Below are 18,801 nucleotides of genomic sequence, written 5' to 3' on the forward strand. Positions count from 1 at the left end.
GTGGCTGAACAACGTATTTACTCTATAAAGGACCTGAATCGTTATATCCGGATGAAATTGGAGTCGGATCAGGTGCTGTCTGATGTATGGATACGCGGGGAAATTTCTAATTTTACGCATCATTCAAGTGGTCACATGTACTTTACGCTCAAGGATGAGGGGAGCCGCATACGTTCGATTATGTTTGCAACCCATAATCAGCGGCTCCCTTTCGTACCGAAAGAAGGTACGCGTGTTATTGCCCGGGGAAACGTATCCGTGTACGAACGAGATGGACAATATCAGTTTTATGCGACTCAAATGCAGCCTGATGGTATAGGAAGCCTTTATTTAGCTTACGAGCAGCTCAAGCAAAAGCTGGATGCAGAGGGACTGTTTGATACTGCTCGTAAGCGTAACCTCCCTGCCCATCCAGTAACCATTGGCGTGATTACGTCACCGACTGGAGCGGCTGTGCGTGATATTATTACGACACTTCAGCGGCGATACCCGCAGGCTGGAATTGTGTTGTATCCTGTGCTTGTACAAGGAAAAGGTGCCGCCCCCTCGATCGTCAAGGCAATTGAAACTATGAATCGTATGCAAGAGGTTCAGGTGATGATTGTCGGACGGGGAGGTGGCTCGTTGGAAGAACTGTGGGCGTTTAATGAGGAAGCGGTTGCGCGCGCCATTTACGCATCGGTCATTCCGGTTATTTCGGCAGTTGGACACGAAACGGATTTTACCATTGCCGATTTTGTGGCTGACTTACGTGCGGCAACGCCAACCGCAGCAGCCGAGTTGGCCGTGCCTAATCAGGCAGAGCTACGGGATCAGCTGCTCCAGCGGGAGCAACGGTTGCGCAACGCCCTCCGGCAGCGGCTGGAAACCAGCCGTGTACGCTTGGCGAGGCTTCAGCGTTCACCAGTCCTGCTGCACCCACGCCGCTATATGCTACAGCATGCAGAGCGAATGGACATGCTGCATCAGCGTCTAATCCGCGCAGCGCGTAACCGTTCTCGTTTGAACGCAGAAAAGAACGCACGTATGCGTCAGGTACTAGAACGGTTTAATCCGCGTGAACAAATTCGTTCAGCACGCAAGCAGACGGATATGGCGCAACGTCAGCTGGAGTCTGCGATGCGTGCTATTACGAAAACGGGACGGCAGCAGTTGCACACGGGAATTCGTCAACTGGATGCGCTGAGCCCACTCAAAGTCATGGCCCGAGGCTATAGCTTGGTATACGATGAGCAGGAAAAACGGCTGATTAAGTCGCTCAAAGACGTACAGCCGGGAGATTCCATCAAGATTAAAGTGAGTGATGGGCAGTTGGACTGCCAAGTATGGGGAATGAAGGAGGACGCGAAGCACGGTGGCGAATGAAACGGAATTGAATTTTGAAGCGGCTATGGCTGCTCTTGAAGAAATTGTCGGACAACTGGAGCATGGAGACGTTCCTCTGGAGCAAGCCATTGATTTGTTCCAGCGGGGGATGAAGTTGTCTCAACTTTGCAGTCAGAAGCTGGAGCAGGTTGAACGTAAAATTGAAATGATCGTGGAAGAGGATGGAGATTTGCGCAAGAAGCCTTTTGGTGGGGGACTGGATGAAAACGGCGGTGAAGGACTTGAATAGACCGTCGTTTAAGGAATATTTGACCGGGACGACGGATGCGGTTTCGTCCGCACTGACCGAGCAATTCCCGGCCGATTGGGACATTCCCGATGTTCTTCGAGAATCCATGAATTATTCACTCACCGCAGGCGGAAAACGGCTGCGGCCTCTGCTTGTGATCGCTGCTGCTGAAGCATTCGGTGGAAGCAGGGAAGCTGCGCTGCCAGTGGCATGTGCGGTAGAAATGGTACATACGTACTCCCTCATTCATGACGACTTGCCAGCCATGGATGATGATGACTATCGGCGAGGTAAGCTGACGAATCATAAGGTATACGGCGAGGCGGTTGCCGTCCTTGCGGGTGATGCTTTGTTGACCCATGCCTTTTACAGTATTGTGCAAGCAGGACGGCGTCACGGTGTTTCGTCTGATTCGCTATTGTCCATAGTTGAGGATTTGTCCGAAATGAGTGGCGCGCGGGGCATGGTAGGCGGACAGGTCGCCGATATGTCAGGCGAGCAAGGAATGACGGGGATCGAGGAACTGGAATATATCCATCTTCATAAAACTGCTGATTTGATTATTTTCTCGCTCTTGGCAGGTGGACGGATTGGTGGGGCGGACAAGGGTCAATTAGAGGCGCTTCGCCGCTTTGGACGAGACTTGGGGCTGGCTTTTCAGATACAGGACGATATACTGGACCTCATAGGCGATGAGAGTAAAATGGGTAAGAAAACGCAAAGTGATGTTGAACAAGAGAAGGTCACCTATCCGTATTTCATTGGTATGGACGCATCTTTGCAGCAGGTAGAGGAACTCACCGCATCTGCTAAAAGAGTGATAATAGAGAGTGGTATTCCCGATTCTTCTCGTTTGCTGGAGATAGCCGATTACCTGATGAAGCGTGATCATTAGTTGCGTTAGAGCTGTTTTGACTTGTCTGCGTTTAAGCACAGTCAAAAAGTGTGATATAATACTTGTTAACTTTACTCACAAACTTGAAGGAAAGCGGGGAGATATGCGTGCTGCTTCCACACATAAAGCAACCAGGCGATCTGAAATCACTGTCGGTTGAGGAGTTGACTTCTCTAGCCGAGGAAATCAGGAGCTTTTTGATTGAGAAGCTGTCCGTGACTGGGGGGCATCTGGCATCGAATCTGGGAGTGGTTGAGCTCACGATCGCCCTGCATTATTGCTATAACAGTCCGAAGGACAAGATGATTTATGACGTTGGGCACCAAGCCTACGTACACAAAATATTGACAGGGCGAATGGACCGTTTTGATACACTTCGTCAGCGTGATGGACTTTGTGGTTTTGTAAAAAGAAGTGAGAGCGAGCATGATGTTTGGGAAGCCGGTCATAGCAGCACTTCTCTGTCGGCCGCAATGGGAATGGCTTTGGCTCGAGATTTGAAGGGCGAGGACAATAAAGTCATTGCAATGATCGGAGACGGCGCGCTGACTGGGGGGATGGCCTTCGAAGCGTTGAATCATATCGGACATGAGCGCAAAAATTTAATGGTCATTCTGAATGACAACGAAATGTCCATAGCACCTAATGTAGGGGCCATGCATAATTATTTGAGCAAAATCCGCTCGGACCGTCATTATTTGCGAGCAAAAGATGAGCTGGAAGTTTTGCTGAAAAAAATACCCGCGATCGGCGGTAAACTTGCCAAATCGGCTGGCCGTGTCAAGGACAGTCTTAAATATATGATGGTGCCTGGTGTACTGTTTGAAGAGTTGGGACTTACGTATCTCGGTCCAGTGGACGGACATGATTTGCCGAAGCTAATCGAAACCTTCCAGCAGGCTGATAATGTCACTGGCCCTGTATTGGTGCATGTCGTAACCACCAAGGGCAAGGGCTATAAACCTGCGGAGGCAGATTCACACAAATGGCACGGGATCAGTCCTTACAAGATTGAATCGGGCCAGGTACTCAAAGCTGTGGGTAATCCGATGTATACGGAAATTTTCGGCCGAACGCTGATTGAGTTGGCTGAGCAGGATGAGCGCATCGTTGCGGTCACACCTGCTATGCCTGGTGGATCAGGACTGGTACCGTTTAGTAAAGAGTTTCCTAGCCGTATGATTGACGTCGGTATTGCTGAACAGCATGCAGCTACCATGTGTGCTGCGTTGGCAATGGAAGGGATGAAGCCGGTGTTTGCGGTGTATTCCACTTTTATGCAGCGTGCTTATGACCAAATTGTGCATGATATCTGTCGTCATAATGCGAATGTGATGTTCGCGATTGACCGTGCAGGTTTTGTTGGGGCTGACGGGGAAACTCATCATGGCGTGTTTGATGTGGCATTCTTACGTCATATCCCCAATCTTGTGCTTATGATGCCAAAGGATGAGAACGAGCTACGTCATATGATGAAAACAGCGCTCGACTATGAAGATGGTCCAATTGCTTATCGTTACCCACGTGTTAATGTGGTTGGCGTGCCGTTGGATAAAGAATTACAGGCTATTCCCATCGGCAGTTGGGAGCTCCTGCGTAAGGGTGAGGGCTTTGCTGTAATTGCATCAGGACCGATGCTCCAGGTGGCGACAGAGGCTGCGGAGGCGATGAAACGGGAAGGTTTGCAAGTGGGCGTCGTGAATGCTCGTTTCCTGAAACCTTTGGACGAGGATATGTTGCGTGAGCTGGCTCGTCAGCATACGAAGCTGATCGTATTGGAAGAAGCTTCTGAAGCAGGAAGCTTGGGTAGCGCTGTACTGGAATTTTACGCTAAAGCCGAAATACAAGAGGCACAGGTGCGCCTAATGGGGATTCCCGATCTGTTCGTGGAGCATGGCTCCATCAAAGAGCAGCGTGCTGAAGTAGGTCTCACCATTGAAGATGTATGCTTAAAGTTGCGTAAATGGGCTGCTGAGCCAGCATATGGCATGGGACAATCTGTATAGGGTAACTTGAAGTGAAGACCATGACGTTTATAAAAAGTATGACAAGAGCAGCCTGGCTGCCTAAAGGGAGATTAACATGTCTGTTCCGAAGGAACGCATTGATGTATTACTTGTAGAACAAGGCTTTTTTGAAAGCCGTGAAAAAGCTAAAGCTGCGATTATGGCTGGGCTAGTGCTGGCGGACAGCGAACGGATCGAGAAGGCGGGGATGAAGGTACCACGCGCCAGCGAGCTTAAAGTTAAGGGTTCGGTGCATCCGTATGTAAGCCGTGGAGGATTGAAGCTGGAGAAGGCCATCCGTCAATTTGAGCTGGATATGAAGGGCAGGACAATGCTGGATATTGGCTCGTCCACTGGAGGTTTTACGGATTGTGCGCTTCAGCATGGAGCTGAATACGTATACGCCATTGATGTGGGTTATAACCAGCTGGATTGGTCGCTTCGTAATGATGAACGAGTATGCGTAATGGAGAAAACGAATTTCAGATATATGACACCCGCGGATTTGAATGGTTCCGTGCCGAATTTTGCTAGTATTGACGTTTCCTTTATTTCATTACGTATTATTTTGCCCCCGTTGCTTGCCTTGTTGCATCAACCTGCTGATATTGTAGCTCTAATCAAGCCGCAATTCGAAGCTGGACGCGAAAAGGTCGGAAAATCCGGTGTGGTCCGTGATCCTGCTACGCATAAAGAAGTGTTGCAGACCATTCTGATGTTTGCACATGAGCTTGGACTTACGCTGCAAGGTTTGGCTTATTCACCTATTACAGGTGGAGAAGGCAATATTGAATTTTTAGCGCATTGGCGTTTGGATGGGTTTCCTGCTGCAGAATCGCAGTTGGAGAAGATGGATTTCAGACCACTGATTGAACGTACCGTTCAGGAAGCAGGTCAGACTTTTAATAATGGTCCATCGCGTAAGTAACATTCAGGGGTTCTCCATGAGTTCTGTGAACTTAAGGGAACCTCTTTTTGGTGTGAGGGATTGATTATAGAACTCACGTTCGCCTATAATGAGATGTACAAAGGAAAAGGGATTTTACATCTTGTCCTAGAATATGTCCATGAGGTGATCGGTCCATGGACACAAGATATGATACGGTTATCATCGCTGTGATCGGGGTGATATTAGGAATATGGGCTTTGTATAGCCTACGTGCCTGGTTGAAGGAGCCAGAGCCGCTTGTGCTAAAGACGATACCGATTAACGAGGACTTGGACGAAGGACCTGCCACACACCTACTCGAAGAAGCAGGATATGAAGTAGTGGGCGGGAAGATGAAAATACCGCTTGCTTTTAAAGTGAACGGACATACCGTGTATAGCCGTTTGTTTATAGACTACGTGGCTGTACGAAACGGTTCGACATATATGGTCAAAACGTCACGCCGCAAGAAACCAATGGAGTGGAGTGGTCCTGATTTAAGGGACAGGCTCATGCCGTATTTATTGCTCTATCCGGGTTGCGCGGGTGTATTGTACGTTGATACGGACGAGCGAAGTATTCGCCTTATTACATTAGTGGAAGACCTCGAAGAAGAGGAATATGAAGGTTAATCCATAGGAGGATTATATGAAGGGTCAACGACATATTAAAATTAGGGAAATTATTTCACAACATGAGATTGAGACGCAGGATGATCTGGTTGAAGCATTGCGTAAGGCTGGTTTTCAGGTCACACAGGCGACCGTATCGCGTGATATCAAGGAGCTACTGCTCATCAAGGTCCCGATGGACGATGGCAGATATAAATATTCGATGCCTTCAGATCAGCGCTACAATCCAGCCCAGAAACTGAAACGTACGTTGGTTGATAACTTTTTGCATATTGACTACACAACCAATCTGATTGTGATGAAGTGTCTGCCGGGAACAGCCAACTCGATTGCTGCTTTATTGGACAATATTGAATGGTCCGAAATTATGGGTACGATTAGCGGAGATGACACCATTTTGATTATTTGCCGATCGGAAGAAAACAGCGAAGCTATCGTGAATCGTCTTATGGGCTACATTTCCTAATTATAATGGCTACGCATATTAGGCGTTTTAATTTGTACATCATAGAGGTGAAAGAACGATGCTGGTCACTTTGTCTATACGGAATTTGGCGGTCGTAGAGGCCGTCGATGTTCATTTTTATAAAGGGTTTCATGTGTTGAGCGGGGAAACAGGTGCTGGTAAATCCATTATTATCGATGCGCTTGGGCTAATTGCAGGCGGTAGGGGCTCTGCTGATTTAGTACGTTACGGTTGTGATAAAGCAGAGATGGAAGCCTTGTTTGAACTGCCAGTAAAACATCCCGTTTGGAATACACTTGAGGAACAAGGGATTAAGGCTAATGCGGAGGAGCATTTGCTAATTCGTCGTGAACTTACGGTTCAGGGAAAAAGCTCTTCTCGAATTAACGGCCAGATGGTTAATTTAACGATGCTGCGTGAGGTAGGTGAACAACTCGTCAATATACACGGGCAGCATGAGCATCAAAGCCTGCTACGTGCAGATCGCCATCTGGCGCTGCTGGATACGTTCGGTGATTCGGTGATCGGTCCGGTCAAAACGCTTTATCGGGAGCGTTACAATGCTTTTGTCAAAGCGGAAAAAGAAGTAAGAGAACTGCAAAGCTCCAGTCAAAAGGCTTATCAGCTTTTGGATATGTACCGATTTCAACTAGAAGAGATCGCTGCGGCGGAGTTGAAATTGGGAGAAGATGAATTATTGGCAGAAGAACGGGTCAAGCTATCCCATAGTGAGAAAATGATGGATGGGATATCAGGAGCATACGAACTCTTAAGCGGCAGAGGTGGACTGGATACGATCAATAACGTGTTGTCCAGATTGAACGATGTCCAAAACTATGACAGCAAAAGCCTTCAGCCCATTGCAGAGCAGATTCAGTCTGCTTTTTACCAGTTGGAGGACGCAGCATTCCAATTACGTTCTTATCGTGAGGATATTGAATTTAATCCAGGCAAGCTGCATGAAGTGGAACAACGTTTGAATCAAATTACCGGATTACAGCGAAAATATGGTGATAGTATAGAGCAGATTTTGGAATACTATAGCCGTATTGAGCAGGAAACCGATCTGCTGGAAAATAAAGATGAGCGGCTGGAGCAGCTCATTGCAAAACGGGACGAGTTGCTGTCCGATTTGCTTGAGATTTCGGAAGAGCTTACAGAAGCACGTGAAATTTGCGCTGAAGAGCTTGCAGAGCAAGTGGAGCAGGAGTTAAAAGACCTACAGATGGAAAGAACGTCACTCAAGGTGCGCATTGATCCAATTGAAGATCCACGCGGATATGAGTACAAAGGTCTGAAGGTAAGACCTACCAAGCAGGGCATTGATAATGCTGAATTTCTTATTTCCCCTAATCCAGGTGAGCCATTACGTCCACTTGGTAAGATCGCTTCAGGCGGTGAGCTATCACGTATCATGTTGGCGATGAAAAGTATTTTTGCGCGTCATGATCAAATTCCAGTACTCATTTTTGACGAGGTGGATACTGGGGTGAGTGGTCGTGCAGCTCAATCCATTGCCGAGAAGCTATATCGTTTATCTTCCGTTTGTCAGGTGTTCTCCATTACTCATTTGCCACAGGTGGCATGTATGGCAGATCATCAGTACCTTATTGAGAAAAATGTTCATGACGGACGGACCATGACTCAAATTGAGGGACTTACGGAGGACGGGCGTGTTAAAGAATTGGCACGGATGCTGGGCGGTGTGGAAATTACCGAAAAAACATTGCATCACGCACAGGAAATGCTGAATTTGGCGGAAGGAAAGAAAGCCTGAAAAGAGCGGCCGGCGTAATGTTTAACAGTTATAAAAGCCTGGGGGCAAGGTTACCTTATAGGTACGCAATTGGCGACCACCTTTACTCGTCAAGCGAAAGAAGCAAAGGGAGCGTGACAGCCATTGAATTTTTACTCCAGGATCAAATTGCTCGGTCTTTTGCTTGTTTTTCTTATGTGTTCTATCGGTAACGCTCAGCATGTGCAAGCAGCGCTGCCTCCACAAGCTTCTTTGGATTTGTTCGGTTCTAAAAGCGTGAGGACAACCCAAGAAAGTGTAATTCCCGATTTAAAAGTATACCCGGGAGGGCAGACGATTGGGGTTAAAGTAAAATCTTCAGGAGTGCTTGTCGTCGGTCACCATATCATTCAGGAAAGTAATGATCGTAAGGTATCACCTGGTGAAACAGCGGGGATTCGCCTAGGGGATCGGATTACACACATGAACGGCAAACCACTCAATAGCCTGGCAAGGGTTGCTGAAGTAGTAGACGAAGCAGGTAAGAATAAAAAGCCGCTCGACATTACGCTTTGTCGAGGTGAGCAGACCATTTCCACCAAGTTAACACCAGCATATGATCAGGATGATAAAGCATGGCGGCTTGGGTTGTATATTAGGGACTCGGCTGCAGGTGTAGGTACATTAACGTTTTACGCACCAGACCAAGGTGTATACGGGGCCTTGGGCCACGTAATTACCGATATGAATACCCAAACCCCTATTGTCGTGGGAAGCGGAGAGATTGTGCAGTCCAATGTGACATCAATTGCGAAAAGCCAAAGTGGGGAACCAGGAGAAAAACGCGCTCATTTTCTCAAAGATCATCGGGTATTAGGAAATATTGAACGAAATACGAATTTCGGAATCTTTGGGAAAATGTCAGATGAGCCGCAATATGGATTGTATTCGACTCCTATTCCGGTGGCTCTTGCGAATGAAGTAAAGGAAGGACCTGCAGAAATTTTGACTGTACTGGAAGGTCAACAAATTCAGCGGTTTCAGGCGGAAATTGTACACATTTCTCAGCAGGACAAACCGGCAACCAAAGGACTTGTGATTCGTATTGTAGATCCAAAGCTGTTGGATAAGACCGGGGGAATCGTGCAAGGAATGAGCGGTAGTCCGATCATCCAAAATGGTAAGCTTATCGGGGCTGTAACACATGTATTTGTGAATGATCCTAAATCAGGTTACGGTTGTTTTATCGAATGGATGCTGCGCGATGCAGGAATCATGCAGAATAACGTAAGCTTAAAATCATCTTCTAATCTTAAGGCGAGCTAGTGGCCTTAAGATTTTTTTGTCGAAAAGCAGGGGAATAGCTCATAATTGCAAGATAAAGAATCAATTATAATAGAAACTATAAAAAAAATAAATAAAAATAATTTTCGACAGAAGGAATTCATAATTCGATGTCGAAATCATATACTCCGACAAGAAATATTTATATACTGTAAACAGATATCACAATGGAATATCACTCAATGAGGAGGAAGTACATTGCAAAAAATTGAGGTATTGTTGGCTGATGACAACCGGGAATTTACGAATTTGCTTGCTGAATATATTTCCGATCAGGAGGATATGGAAGTTACAGGAATCGCCTATAACGGCGAAGAAGTGCTCCAACGCATCGCAGAATCCCGCAACATACCTGATGTACTTATTTTGGATATTATTATGCCTCATCTGGATGGTCTGGGTGTATTGGAGCGTTTGAGAGAAATGAACCTGACTCCACAGCCGAAAATCATTATGCTGACTGCATTCGGTCAAGAAAATATTACACAGAGGGCCGTACAGCTCGGGGCATCTTATTATATTTTGAAGCCGTTTGACATGGAAGTGCTGGCTAACCGTGTTCGCCAATTGGTGGGACCTCAGTTAGTTAACAGCAGTCCGGTGACCATTTCATCCATGCGGTCCAACGTTGTACCTATGGGTAAGACGAAAAACCTGGATGCCAGTATCACGGCCATCATACATGAAATTGGTGTACCAGCTCACATCAAGGGCTATCAATATTTACGTGAAGCCATTACGATGGTGTACAATAATATCGAAATTTTAGGAGCCATCACCAAAACATTATATCCGGCAATTGCCGAAAAGTTCAAAACGACGGCATCTCGCGTAGAACGCGCCATTCGTCATGCTATCGAGGTAGCATGGACCCGCGGAAATATCGACAGTATTTCACACCTGTTCGGTTACACCATTAATATCAGTAAGTCCAAACCAACCAATAGTGAGTTCATAGCGATGGTGGCAGATAAGCTGAGAATTGAGAACAAGGTGTCCTGAAAGGATCAGAATGATTGATAAAGCAAGGAATTCTTGGGTTTTGACATTTATGAATGATAATTGTAGGGACGGCTACGAATCTCCATAACAGTCGTCCCGATACCGATTAACTTCTGAATAGTAGACAACTGATACCGCCTTTTTATTGGTTCTTCCAAAGACCAGTAAAGGAGCGGTATTTTTTATAAACGATTTTGAAATTCCCCGTCACCATATCAAGTATCTACTTGAGACAGGACGAGTAAAAGCTTGTAATCCAATAAGTACTAAACAATTTTGGTCGGAAGTGGTGAACAAAACGAAATGAAATATTAAAAAAATAATATATAAATTCAAACATTGGATAAAAATTTCAAAAAAACATATTAGTACCTTTTTACTATTGTATATGGATTAGATAAATGCAATACTAGAATGGTAGCTGGCCAGCTTAAATACTTTGCCCATAGGAGGCTTGGTTGTTGTGAAAAAAAGAATCGCCGTAATTTTATTGTTTATGTTTGCAATGTTCTCCACATTTAGTTCTGTAAGTGCAGCCGACGGAACCGTTCCGCTGTATCGTTACTACAACAACGTTGACCATTTCTATACCACTAATTTTGATGAGCTTGGCAACGGTATGAGTGGATATAGACTTGAAGGCATACAAGGTTACATTTTCTCGCAACAGCAACCAGATACATCACCGTTATATAGATACTATAATGGTACAGATCACTTTTATACCATTAATTTTGATGAGCTTGGCAATGGCATGAATGGTTATAGCCTTGAAGGCATACAAGGTTACATTTTCCCGCAACAGCAACCAGACACATCACCGTTATATAGATACTATAACGGTACAGATCACTTCTATACCACTGATTTTAACGAGCTTGGTAATGGAGGATCCGGTTATTCTTTTGAAGGCATAGCAGGGTATATTCCGAATTGAGACGCTCACCTCAGGAATCGAAAGTTCATCGCAGTGGTGGCAGATAAACTACAGATTGAGAATAAGGTGAAGCATAACAATTCAGCCAATACCGCTGATTTATTGGGTCATCCGTGACCAATAGATCAGCGGTATTTTTTTATGGAAGATTTTGAATTTCAACTGTATAGTTTTATGCTTTACTGTTCGTCTAAGAATATTGCACGTAAAACTTTAGTAGTTACGAAACTGACCATAAAGTTGTTCGGTAAGCATTTACAAGATCAGTATCAGATTGAATACGTGAAGAAAGTTCAGTCTTGACACTTCCGGCAGTACATTAAATATTTGCAGGAACCTTGGAAGTATACAGTAGTCAATAGGTGGAGACTAGGAGAAGAAGCACCTAGAGAAATATTCAGACCTCAAGAAGAACATTTCCACAACCACAATTGCAAACTATATTCGGAATATAAAGGTGTTCTTCAATTATCTCTACGAAGAGGAACTTGAAATACCAAAAAATCCGGTTGAAGCATTGAGAACCCGAAAGTATAACGTAAGGTAAATAAGACTTTAACAACAGAACAAATCAAAAAGGTGTTGGGTCAATTTGATGCGGCTACTTTTCATGGGTATTCGAAACTATGCAATTACCTGTTTACTGCTTGGTAAGGGGATGAGAAAAGGTGAATGCCTGAGTCTACAGCCAGAATCCTTTGATTTCAAGCACAAAAGTATATTTGTGAAGAATGCTAAGAATAAGAAGGAGAAGTATGTTTATTTTTCCTTCAGATCAGTTAACAAGATAAAAAGCTGGATGCGTTATAAAGACCGCTACTCTGAAGCCTATTTCTGCATTGCCAACCTTATATTCTGTCTAATCAATCGTACCGCTGCCAATAGTCTGCCATGGGCTTTGCTTGTATTAGCTTTCGCCCTTTAAGTACTGTTGTACGGCTCCTTCATTAAAGATAATGGCATGGTGAGCGTCTCAGCTTTTATTCTAGTGGACGTACAATGGTGTTGGTGCGAAGAATATGCTTGATCGACAAGTTCTATTAGAAATATAATTGAAACAATCTTTCAAATGAGGTGAATCGGATGTCTTTCCGTATTGTTCGAAGTATTTAGTTTCCGGGTTGGAAAAAACGCGTACCAGCCGTCAAGGGGGGAGTTTATCCTTTTGACTAAACAAACTAAAATTTTGAATATCGGTCTGCTAGCCCGTAGCTTTTATCCTTATTTGGAAGGTGAAAAGTAAATGAATTCAATAGAGTATAAAGAGTTTTATGATAAGATTGGAAAAATCAACGGATGGGATTTCAGTAAGGTGAAATGTATCTCCAAAGGCGTAAAATGGGACTTCTACAATGAAGTAGCGAAGACATGCAAGAAGTCGGACATATTGCTTGACATCGGTACTGGCGGCGGGGAAGCCATTTTATCAATAGCAGATTCTGCATTACTTCTAGTTGGGATTGACCATTCCACCGGAATGATTGAAACAGCAACCAAGAATTCTGCTGAATCAGACATAGCAAATGTTCGTTTTCTCCAGATGGGTGCTGAAAATCTAAATTTTCCTGAGAACTTCTTTAATGTAATCTCTTCTAGACACTCATGTTTTTATGCAAAAGAAATAGAAAAGGTGTTAGTAAAGGGTGGTATGTTCCTGACACAGCAAGTAAGCGAAAACGACAAATTAAATATTAAAGAAGCGTTTGGAAGAGGTCAGGCATGGGGGGCTAAGAAAGACTCATTAAAAGCTAAATATATTACGGAATTAAGTGATGCGGGCTTTAACGACATACAGTCATTTGAATTCAATGCAACCGAGTATTATCAGACTCCTGCAGACTTAATATTTCTCTTGAAACACACTCCAATAGTTCCTAACTTCGGAGAAGAAGAAATTGATTTTCAAATACTCCAACAATTTATTTTGGAGAACCAAACCGAAATAGGAATAAGGACAAATTCAGAACGATTTATGGTAATTGCTAGGAAGTAAAATATAAAGGGATACCTGTTTTTGGGTATTCTTTTTTTAAACCTTATAAGTTTGATGGTATAAGTGAATAAAGATATTCAGCATCTCTCTTGCTATATATGACGGTACAATTGTTGGGAATTATAAAACATAATGCTCTACAAGAGGTATATAATATAAACCTGAATCAGTTGCACTCACCATCACAAAGAAAAATTTTCCTTTTGTAGACAGTTCTGAAATTCTCTTTAATTTTGATATAAACTATGTGTCGTTTCTTGTCGATATAGTATCTAATTATAAAGAGAACTGAGGAGCGAATATATGAAATTTAACATTCGAACAAAATTGATATTGGGTTTTCTTGCGGTAATAATATTATTGATTGTCATTAGTACAACATCTATCTCCAGAATGAAAAAATTAGGTGACACTTCGATGGCAATCGATAGCCATTGGATGCCAAGTGTGACTATCCTGGGAACACTAAATGGTGATATATCTGATGTAGAGCGGATCTCATTAAACATTATTGTAGAACGCGACGCGGAGGAAATGGAGAAGGTTCAGGCCGAATTTGATAAGGTTCTAAAAAAGGTTGAGGACGGCCGAAAAACATACGAAAAATTAATTGCTACCCCTAAAGAACGCGAAATGTATGAAGAATTCTCCAAAAATTATACGGAGTATTTGGCTAAGTTGCCAGAAGTGATTGAAGCGGGTAAAGCTAATGATTACACTCAATCAAGCATCCTTCATCAAGAGTCCTATAAGTTATGGTATAGTTCAAACGATATGATCAGTCAGCTCATTAAATTGAATGCAGATGGATCTAAACAAACTACGAAAGAAGCGGTTGACAACTTTATTTCAGGTAGACAACTGGTCATCGTTTTGAGCGTTGCAGCCGTTATATTAGCATTGATCATGGCAATCATCATAGCCCAAATTATTTCTAAACCTATCTTGCGAATCAGTCGTGCTGCTGAAAGTATCGCATCGGGTGATCTTACAAGTGAAGATATCATTGTGAAGGGCAAGGACGAAATCAGTACGTTGGCACATTCTTTCAATGTCATGGTTGAGAACCTTCGTGAACTGATTCAATCTGTGAGTAAGACGACTGAGCTGGTAACCACTTCCTCAGAAGAATTGACGGCCAGCGCAGAGCAAAATAGCCAAGCTTCTGCACAAATAACCGAAACGGTGCAAGAAGTAGCTACTGGAACAGGAGACCAGGTAGATATGGTGACGAAATCGTCCCAAGCTATTGAGGAAATGTCTATCGGTGTTGAGCAAATCGCCATCCGCGCGCAAAATGTATTCGCATCTGCGCAAGATGCGGCCCATAAATCGGCTGAAGGTAACCAGATGATTCAACAGGCAGTTACGCAGATGAACGCCGTGAATGATTCGATGAATGGATTGGCAGATCTCATGGCTGGATTGGGAGAGCGCTCAGACGAAATTGGCAAGATCATTGATGTTATCACCAATATTTCTAGTCAGACCAACCTTCTTGCCTTGAACGCTGCGATTGAAGCGGCCCGTGCAGGAGAACATGGTCGTGGATTTGCTGTAGTTGCAGGCGAAGTTCGCAAGTTGGCTGAACAATCGGCTCATTCTGCTCAACAAATTACGGAGCTTGTGGGATTGATTCAAAAGGATACTACCCATGCTATTGAGGCGGTAGCGTCCAACGGGAAGGATGTCATGACAGGTCGTGAAGTTGTACAAAATGCAGGCGCATCCTTTGAACTCATTCAGGAAACCGTAAATAAAGTGGCCAGTGAAATTGAAGAGGTTTCTGCCGGATCAGAACAAATGTCTGCAAGTACTGATGAGATTGTTGGTTTTGTCAGACAAATTTCAGCAATTGCTGAAGAGGCTGCAGCCGGGACACAGCACGTGTCTGCTGCGACTCAAGAACAACTGGCATCGATGGAGGAAATTGCTTCCTCTGCAAGAAACCTGTCCAAAATGGCAGAAGATCTGCAAGGGCAAATTGGTAAATTCAAAGTATAATTCATATACTGCTTTTTATGTCTCAGAGGAATAGCTGCTCTATTGTGAGCGGCTTTTTTCTGTTTTTTATTAATACATTGCAATTAAAGAGTGGAGATAAGAAGAGCCTGTAATTGGAACGATATGATATAATGGTGGGAAATTCTTTGGGTTGGAGTGACATCATGGACAATAAGACTGAACTTAAAGCAAGTGACCTACGTCAGTTAGCGATAGATAAAATCATAGCCACACCATTTTTGAATAATTTTAAGTATCTGAAAAGCAGAAAAGTTTTGAAAAAAGACACCAAGGAATTTATATTTGAAATTTATTTTGGTGCGACTAAATATGGTGCATTAAAAGTTTATATTATCGTGGAATCCAAAAAAATAAAAAAGAAGTATAGTACGGGGGCTTGTTTTCAGAGTGAGTTGATTGCTCTGACCAAGAAATATACGGGAAACAGGGATTACCTTGTGTCCACAGAAGCAGAAAGAGAGCGCGTGATCCAAGAGATTATTGAAGATATCTACACTTTCGCGTTGCCTTTTTTCAAGCGATTTGAACATATAGAAACACTAGCAGAACGAGTACATAAGTCAGGTTTTTTACCGCATCGCAAACGCTTTGATAAGTTTAATCCGTTGACGAAAAGATTCATTGATTTTTATTATCAAGGGGAGTAATGTAGCCATCTGAGGCATTTTTGTTCTTGTTCTCACCATTGAGCAGTAGATAAGCATTTTGATAAGGAGAACGATTTCCATAGAGTAGATATTATCGTTTTTCAAAAGGATGATGTACAATTTGTAAAACGGTCAATGTACTCCTCAGGAGAAGATGATTTACCTAACATGCTCAATTTCTTGCTAAGAGGCGAGTCGGATGTTGCATTGGAGGGTACGGTTTTTATGTGGGTAGGCATTGGATGAACAGCACAAAGGCTGTACACACGGGTATATTTTAATGAATAAAACTATAGGCTAAGTCATCGCATTGAACGGGCTAGTGGTATTAACCCAATTGATTCTGAAGCAAAGGCGGGGATGAGAGCATGTGGAATAGTCTGACTTGGGTGTTCTTCGGCGTGTTGTTGGTGGCATTGGGTTGGATTGTTAAAGCAAGGCGTAATCGCAGCAGCAACAAACAAGTGAATGAACAGCGGGGCAGTAATGTCGTTGAATTTCGTCCTCGTAAGTCTGCTCGACAATCCCGCACTGGAAATGAATCTAAGTCTAAAGGGTCTTCCGGTTCACGCGTGAATACAAAAGCAGCAGGTATTCAGGCCCAAACTGGATTTGGACTGTCTGACTCAATCCAGGGCACTGGCAAGCAAAAATGTTCCTTTTGTAAAAAAGAAGAGAAATTAACCTTCTATGCGGATGACAATGGATCGCTGTATGGGGTCTGCAAAGAGTGTAAACATAAGGCGGAAAGACAAGATATGTTGCCACTTTAGTCTATACAGACTGTTGAGGACCATCATTAAGAGAATTCTTAAACTAATAAAAACTCCCAACCCATGTAGTAATTGGTTAGGAGTTTTTTGCCTATGTTCTACATTGTTATCTAAGTTGCCTGTCAATTAATTCCTCAAGCGCATCTGCTATGTGATCTGGTCCATAGGATAGCTCTTCCCGGCTTAAGCTCAACCAGGCATGACGCTCATCCATATCAAAGGCACTCTCCAGCCAACCAGACAACCCTCTGCCCCTGCGGTCTACTTCTACAAGCACATGCACACCCTCGGGTTCCAACTGCATAACCAACTCTAGTTCCTCGATATCCCGTGCATATTCCGAGCCGGGCGTAAATTCAAACTCCTGCACGAATGGAACACTGCGTCCAAGCTTGGGGTGACGTTCGCATGAGGAGGAGCGGAATCGGAAGCCCAACAGGTGAACCGCCTCAAACACTGTATTCATATAGGGATGTGGCTCAATTTTGAGTGAATCACGATCGGTCGGGTCCAAAGCCATGCCAATATCTAATGCTGTTTCCAGCCAGACGGGCTGTTTGGCGTGAGTAACAGGAGTTTCCAACGGCAATCTGAAGGAAAAAGGAATTTCAAGCTCTTGTCCTTGCTCTAGATGAAAGCCGTCAGATACCTTAATTCGTGCAATGCAGCAGGTGGTGGTAGTTTTTTTATCATCGTGCTCCACGATATATTCAGTCTTGAGCTCGATGTCAATTTTGCCGATTTCTTGATCAATTTTGCCGCCTTTGATGCGCATGATGCCACTAAGTTCTTCCCCAGGCACATATACGGCTTGATTCACCAGCGTATCGACTTTAGCTGAACCGATTCCTGCGCTTGCTAAGATTTTGTTAAAAAAACTCATTATTCCGTCCCCCCATATAATCTCATGGTCATGATATACAAACGAAAACTAAATACTTGTACAGCTTAACCGGATATACGGGGCAATGGTTCGATTCGTTCCAAAAAAATGCAAGAAAACGTCACTGGTACTCACTAGGCATATTGCAGCTTGTCGATCTATCTGTCCACTAATCGCAGTTCACTTTATGAGGAGGTATAAAGCAATTTCGACAACGAGGCTCATAAGCCTCAGAGTCGCCGATCATCACAATAGGTCCCACAGTGGAAGGTTTACCATTTACCATACGTTGCGTAAATACTGCTTCCGAGCTGCCACATACAGCGCAAAAGGAAGTTAGCTTCTCGATGTCATCCGCCATGGCGAGCAGACCACCGACATAGCCGAATTCCTTGCCTCGGTAATCCAGATTCAGCCCATCAGCAATGACATGCTTGCCGCAATAAGCTAGCTCTTGTACGAGCGACATAATATGACGACTGAAAAACTGGACTTCGTCAAAGGCAACCACGTCGGCATCTTGTGTTTCTTGCAAAATACGCTGAACGAGCTCATCTGTGAGTTTTCTTGGGATAGAGATAGCGGGCAGCCGATATCCGATCCGGCTTACTATTTCGTCCTCGGCATAACGGTTATCTTCAGCGGGTTTGTAAGCGACCACTTTACGATGCCCGTATTGGATTAGTTTTTGACAGCGGCGAATCAATTCGCCGGATTTTTCACTGAACATGGGGCCTGTAATAATCGTAATTCGTCCTGTAGGCAAAGCGAATTCCCCTCTCTCTAACATGTACATAACACTGTTAATCTTCTTCTCGGAAAGAAAACGCCATTATAGATTACCATAACAGCCGTATACAGACTAGAGAAAATATATTGATTTTCGACATGTTTTTGTATGTCCATTCCTAAAACGTAAA

The 18,801-nt window shown here is 44.0% G+C and carries 18 protein-coding genes; 16 read left to right on the top strand and 2 right to left on the bottom strand.

Annotated elements, in window-relative coordinates:
- The 16 genes from xseA to ACWA2B_RS21000 all read left to right on the top strand — a co-directional run bounded on the left by xseA (position 1) and on the right by ACWA2B_RS21000 (position 16,998).
- The gene (gene xseA / locus ACWA2B_RS20925) at positions 1–1,365 is read left to right on the top strand and encodes an exodeoxyribonuclease VII large subunit (protein WP_165147057.1); all 1,365 of its coding nucleotides are present in this window, start codon (positions 1–3) and stop codon (positions 1,363–1,365) included.
- A complete protein-coding gene (gene xseB / locus ACWA2B_RS20930) occupies positions 1,355–1,615 on the top strand; it encodes an exodeoxyribonuclease VII small subunit (RefSeq protein ID WP_013310814.1) in 261 nt (86 codons plus the stop codon). Before xseA ends, xseB begins: the two co-directional genes overlap by 11 nt.
- The gene (locus tag ACWA2B_RS20935; protein WP_069012726.1) at positions 1,587–2,510 is read left to right on the top strand and encodes a polyprenyl synthetase family protein; all 924 of its coding nucleotides are present in this window, start codon (positions 1,587–1,589) and stop codon (positions 2,508–2,510) included. Before xseB ends, ACWA2B_RS20935 begins: the two co-directional genes overlap by 29 nt.
- Before the next feature lie 107 nt (positions 2,511–2,617).
- Positions 2,618–4,516, top strand: coding sequence for a 1-deoxy-D-xylulose-5-phosphate synthase (gene dxs, locus ACWA2B_RS20940; protein ID WP_318627127.1), 1,899 nt, complete (start codon positions 2,618–2,620; stop codon positions 4,514–4,516).
- A gap of 76 nt (positions 4,517–4,592) precedes the next feature.
- On the top strand, positions 4,593–5,444 hold the full coding sequence (locus ACWA2B_RS20945; RefSeq protein WP_029517267.1) for a TlyA family RNA methyltransferase: 852 nt from the start codon (positions 4,593–4,595) through the stop codon (positions 5,442–5,444).
- Between the two features lie 155 nt (positions 5,445–5,599).
- Entirely contained in the window at positions 5,600–6,076 is a 477-nt protein-coding gene (locus ACWA2B_RS20950; protein ID WP_029517268.1) for a hypothetical protein, read from the top strand.
- A gap of 16 nt (positions 6,077–6,092) precedes the next feature.
- Positions 6,093–6,542, top strand: coding sequence for a transcriptional regulator AhrC/ArgR (ahrC, locus tag ACWA2B_RS20955; protein ID WP_013310809.1), 450 nt, complete (start codon positions 6,093–6,095; stop codon positions 6,540–6,542).
- A gap of 58 nt (positions 6,543–6,600) precedes the next feature.
- Positions 6,601–8,319, top strand: a complete 1,719-nt coding sequence (gene recN / locus ACWA2B_RS20960) for a DNA repair protein RecN (RefSeq protein ID WP_029517269.1) — start codon at positions 6,601–6,603, stop codon at positions 8,317–8,319.
- A 123-nt stretch (positions 8,320–8,442) separates the two neighbouring features.
- On the top strand, positions 8,443–9,603 hold the full coding sequence (gene spoIVB, locus ACWA2B_RS20965) for a SpoIVB peptidase (RefSeq protein WP_029517270.1): 1,161 nt from the start codon (positions 8,443–8,445) through the stop codon (positions 9,601–9,603).
- Positions 9,604–9,819: 216 nt separating this feature from the next.
- On the top strand, positions 9,820–10,623 hold the full coding sequence (spo0A, locus tag ACWA2B_RS20970) for a sporulation transcription factor Spo0A (RefSeq protein ID WP_029517271.1): 804 nt from the start codon (positions 9,820–9,822) through the stop codon (positions 10,621–10,623).
- Positions 10,624–11,086: 463 nt separating this feature from the next.
- Positions 11,087–11,560 carry a hypothetical protein gene (locus ACWA2B_RS20975; protein ID WP_029517272.1) on the top strand — a complete coding sequence of 158 codons (474 nt, stop codon included), beginning with the start codon at positions 11,087–11,089 and terminating at the stop codon, positions 11,558–11,560.
- Between the two features lie 610 nt (positions 11,561–12,170).
- Complete coding sequence (locus ACWA2B_RS20980) at positions 12,171–12,485, top strand: tyrosine-type recombinase/integrase (protein WP_161626998.1); 315 nt, start codon at positions 12,171–12,173, stop codon at positions 12,483–12,485.
- 318 nt (positions 12,486–12,803) lie between these two features.
- On the top strand, positions 12,804–13,553 hold the full coding sequence (locus ACWA2B_RS20985) for a class I SAM-dependent methyltransferase (protein WP_449292588.1): 750 nt from the start codon (positions 12,804–12,806) through the stop codon (positions 13,551–13,553).
- A 303-nt stretch (positions 13,554–13,856) separates the two neighbouring features.
- The gene (locus tag ACWA2B_RS20990; RefSeq protein WP_341070957.1) at positions 13,857–15,557 is read left to right on the top strand and encodes a methyl-accepting chemotaxis protein; all 1,701 of its coding nucleotides are present in this window, start codon (positions 13,857–13,859) and stop codon (positions 15,555–15,557) included.
- A gap of 164 nt (positions 15,558–15,721) precedes the next feature.
- Positions 15,722–16,225, top strand: a complete 504-nt coding sequence (locus tag ACWA2B_RS20995) for a hypothetical protein (protein ID WP_449292589.1) — start codon at positions 15,722–15,724, stop codon at positions 16,223–16,225.
- Positions 16,226–16,593: 368 nt separating this feature from the next.
- Positions 16,594–16,998 carry a hypothetical protein gene (locus tag ACWA2B_RS21000; protein WP_069012721.1) on the top strand — a complete coding sequence of 135 codons (405 nt, stop codon included), beginning with the start codon at positions 16,594–16,596 and terminating at the stop codon, positions 16,996–16,998.
- Positions 16,999–17,104: 106 nt separating this feature from the next.
- Here the strand turns inward: ACWA2B_RS21000 and ACWA2B_RS21005 are convergent, their stop codons facing one another.
- Complete coding sequence (locus ACWA2B_RS21005) at positions 17,105–17,881, bottom strand: sporulation protein (protein WP_449292590.1); 777 nt, start codon at positions 17,879–17,881, stop codon at positions 17,105–17,107.
- Positions 17,882–18,050: 169 nt separating this feature from the next.
- Positions 18,051–18,647, bottom strand: a complete 597-nt coding sequence (locus ACWA2B_RS21010) for a thymidine kinase (protein WP_029517279.1) — start codon at positions 18,645–18,647, stop codon at positions 18,051–18,053.
- Positions 18,648–18,801 lie beyond the last annotated feature (154 nt).

The organism is Paenibacillus sp. CMM36 (assembly GCF_053570945.1).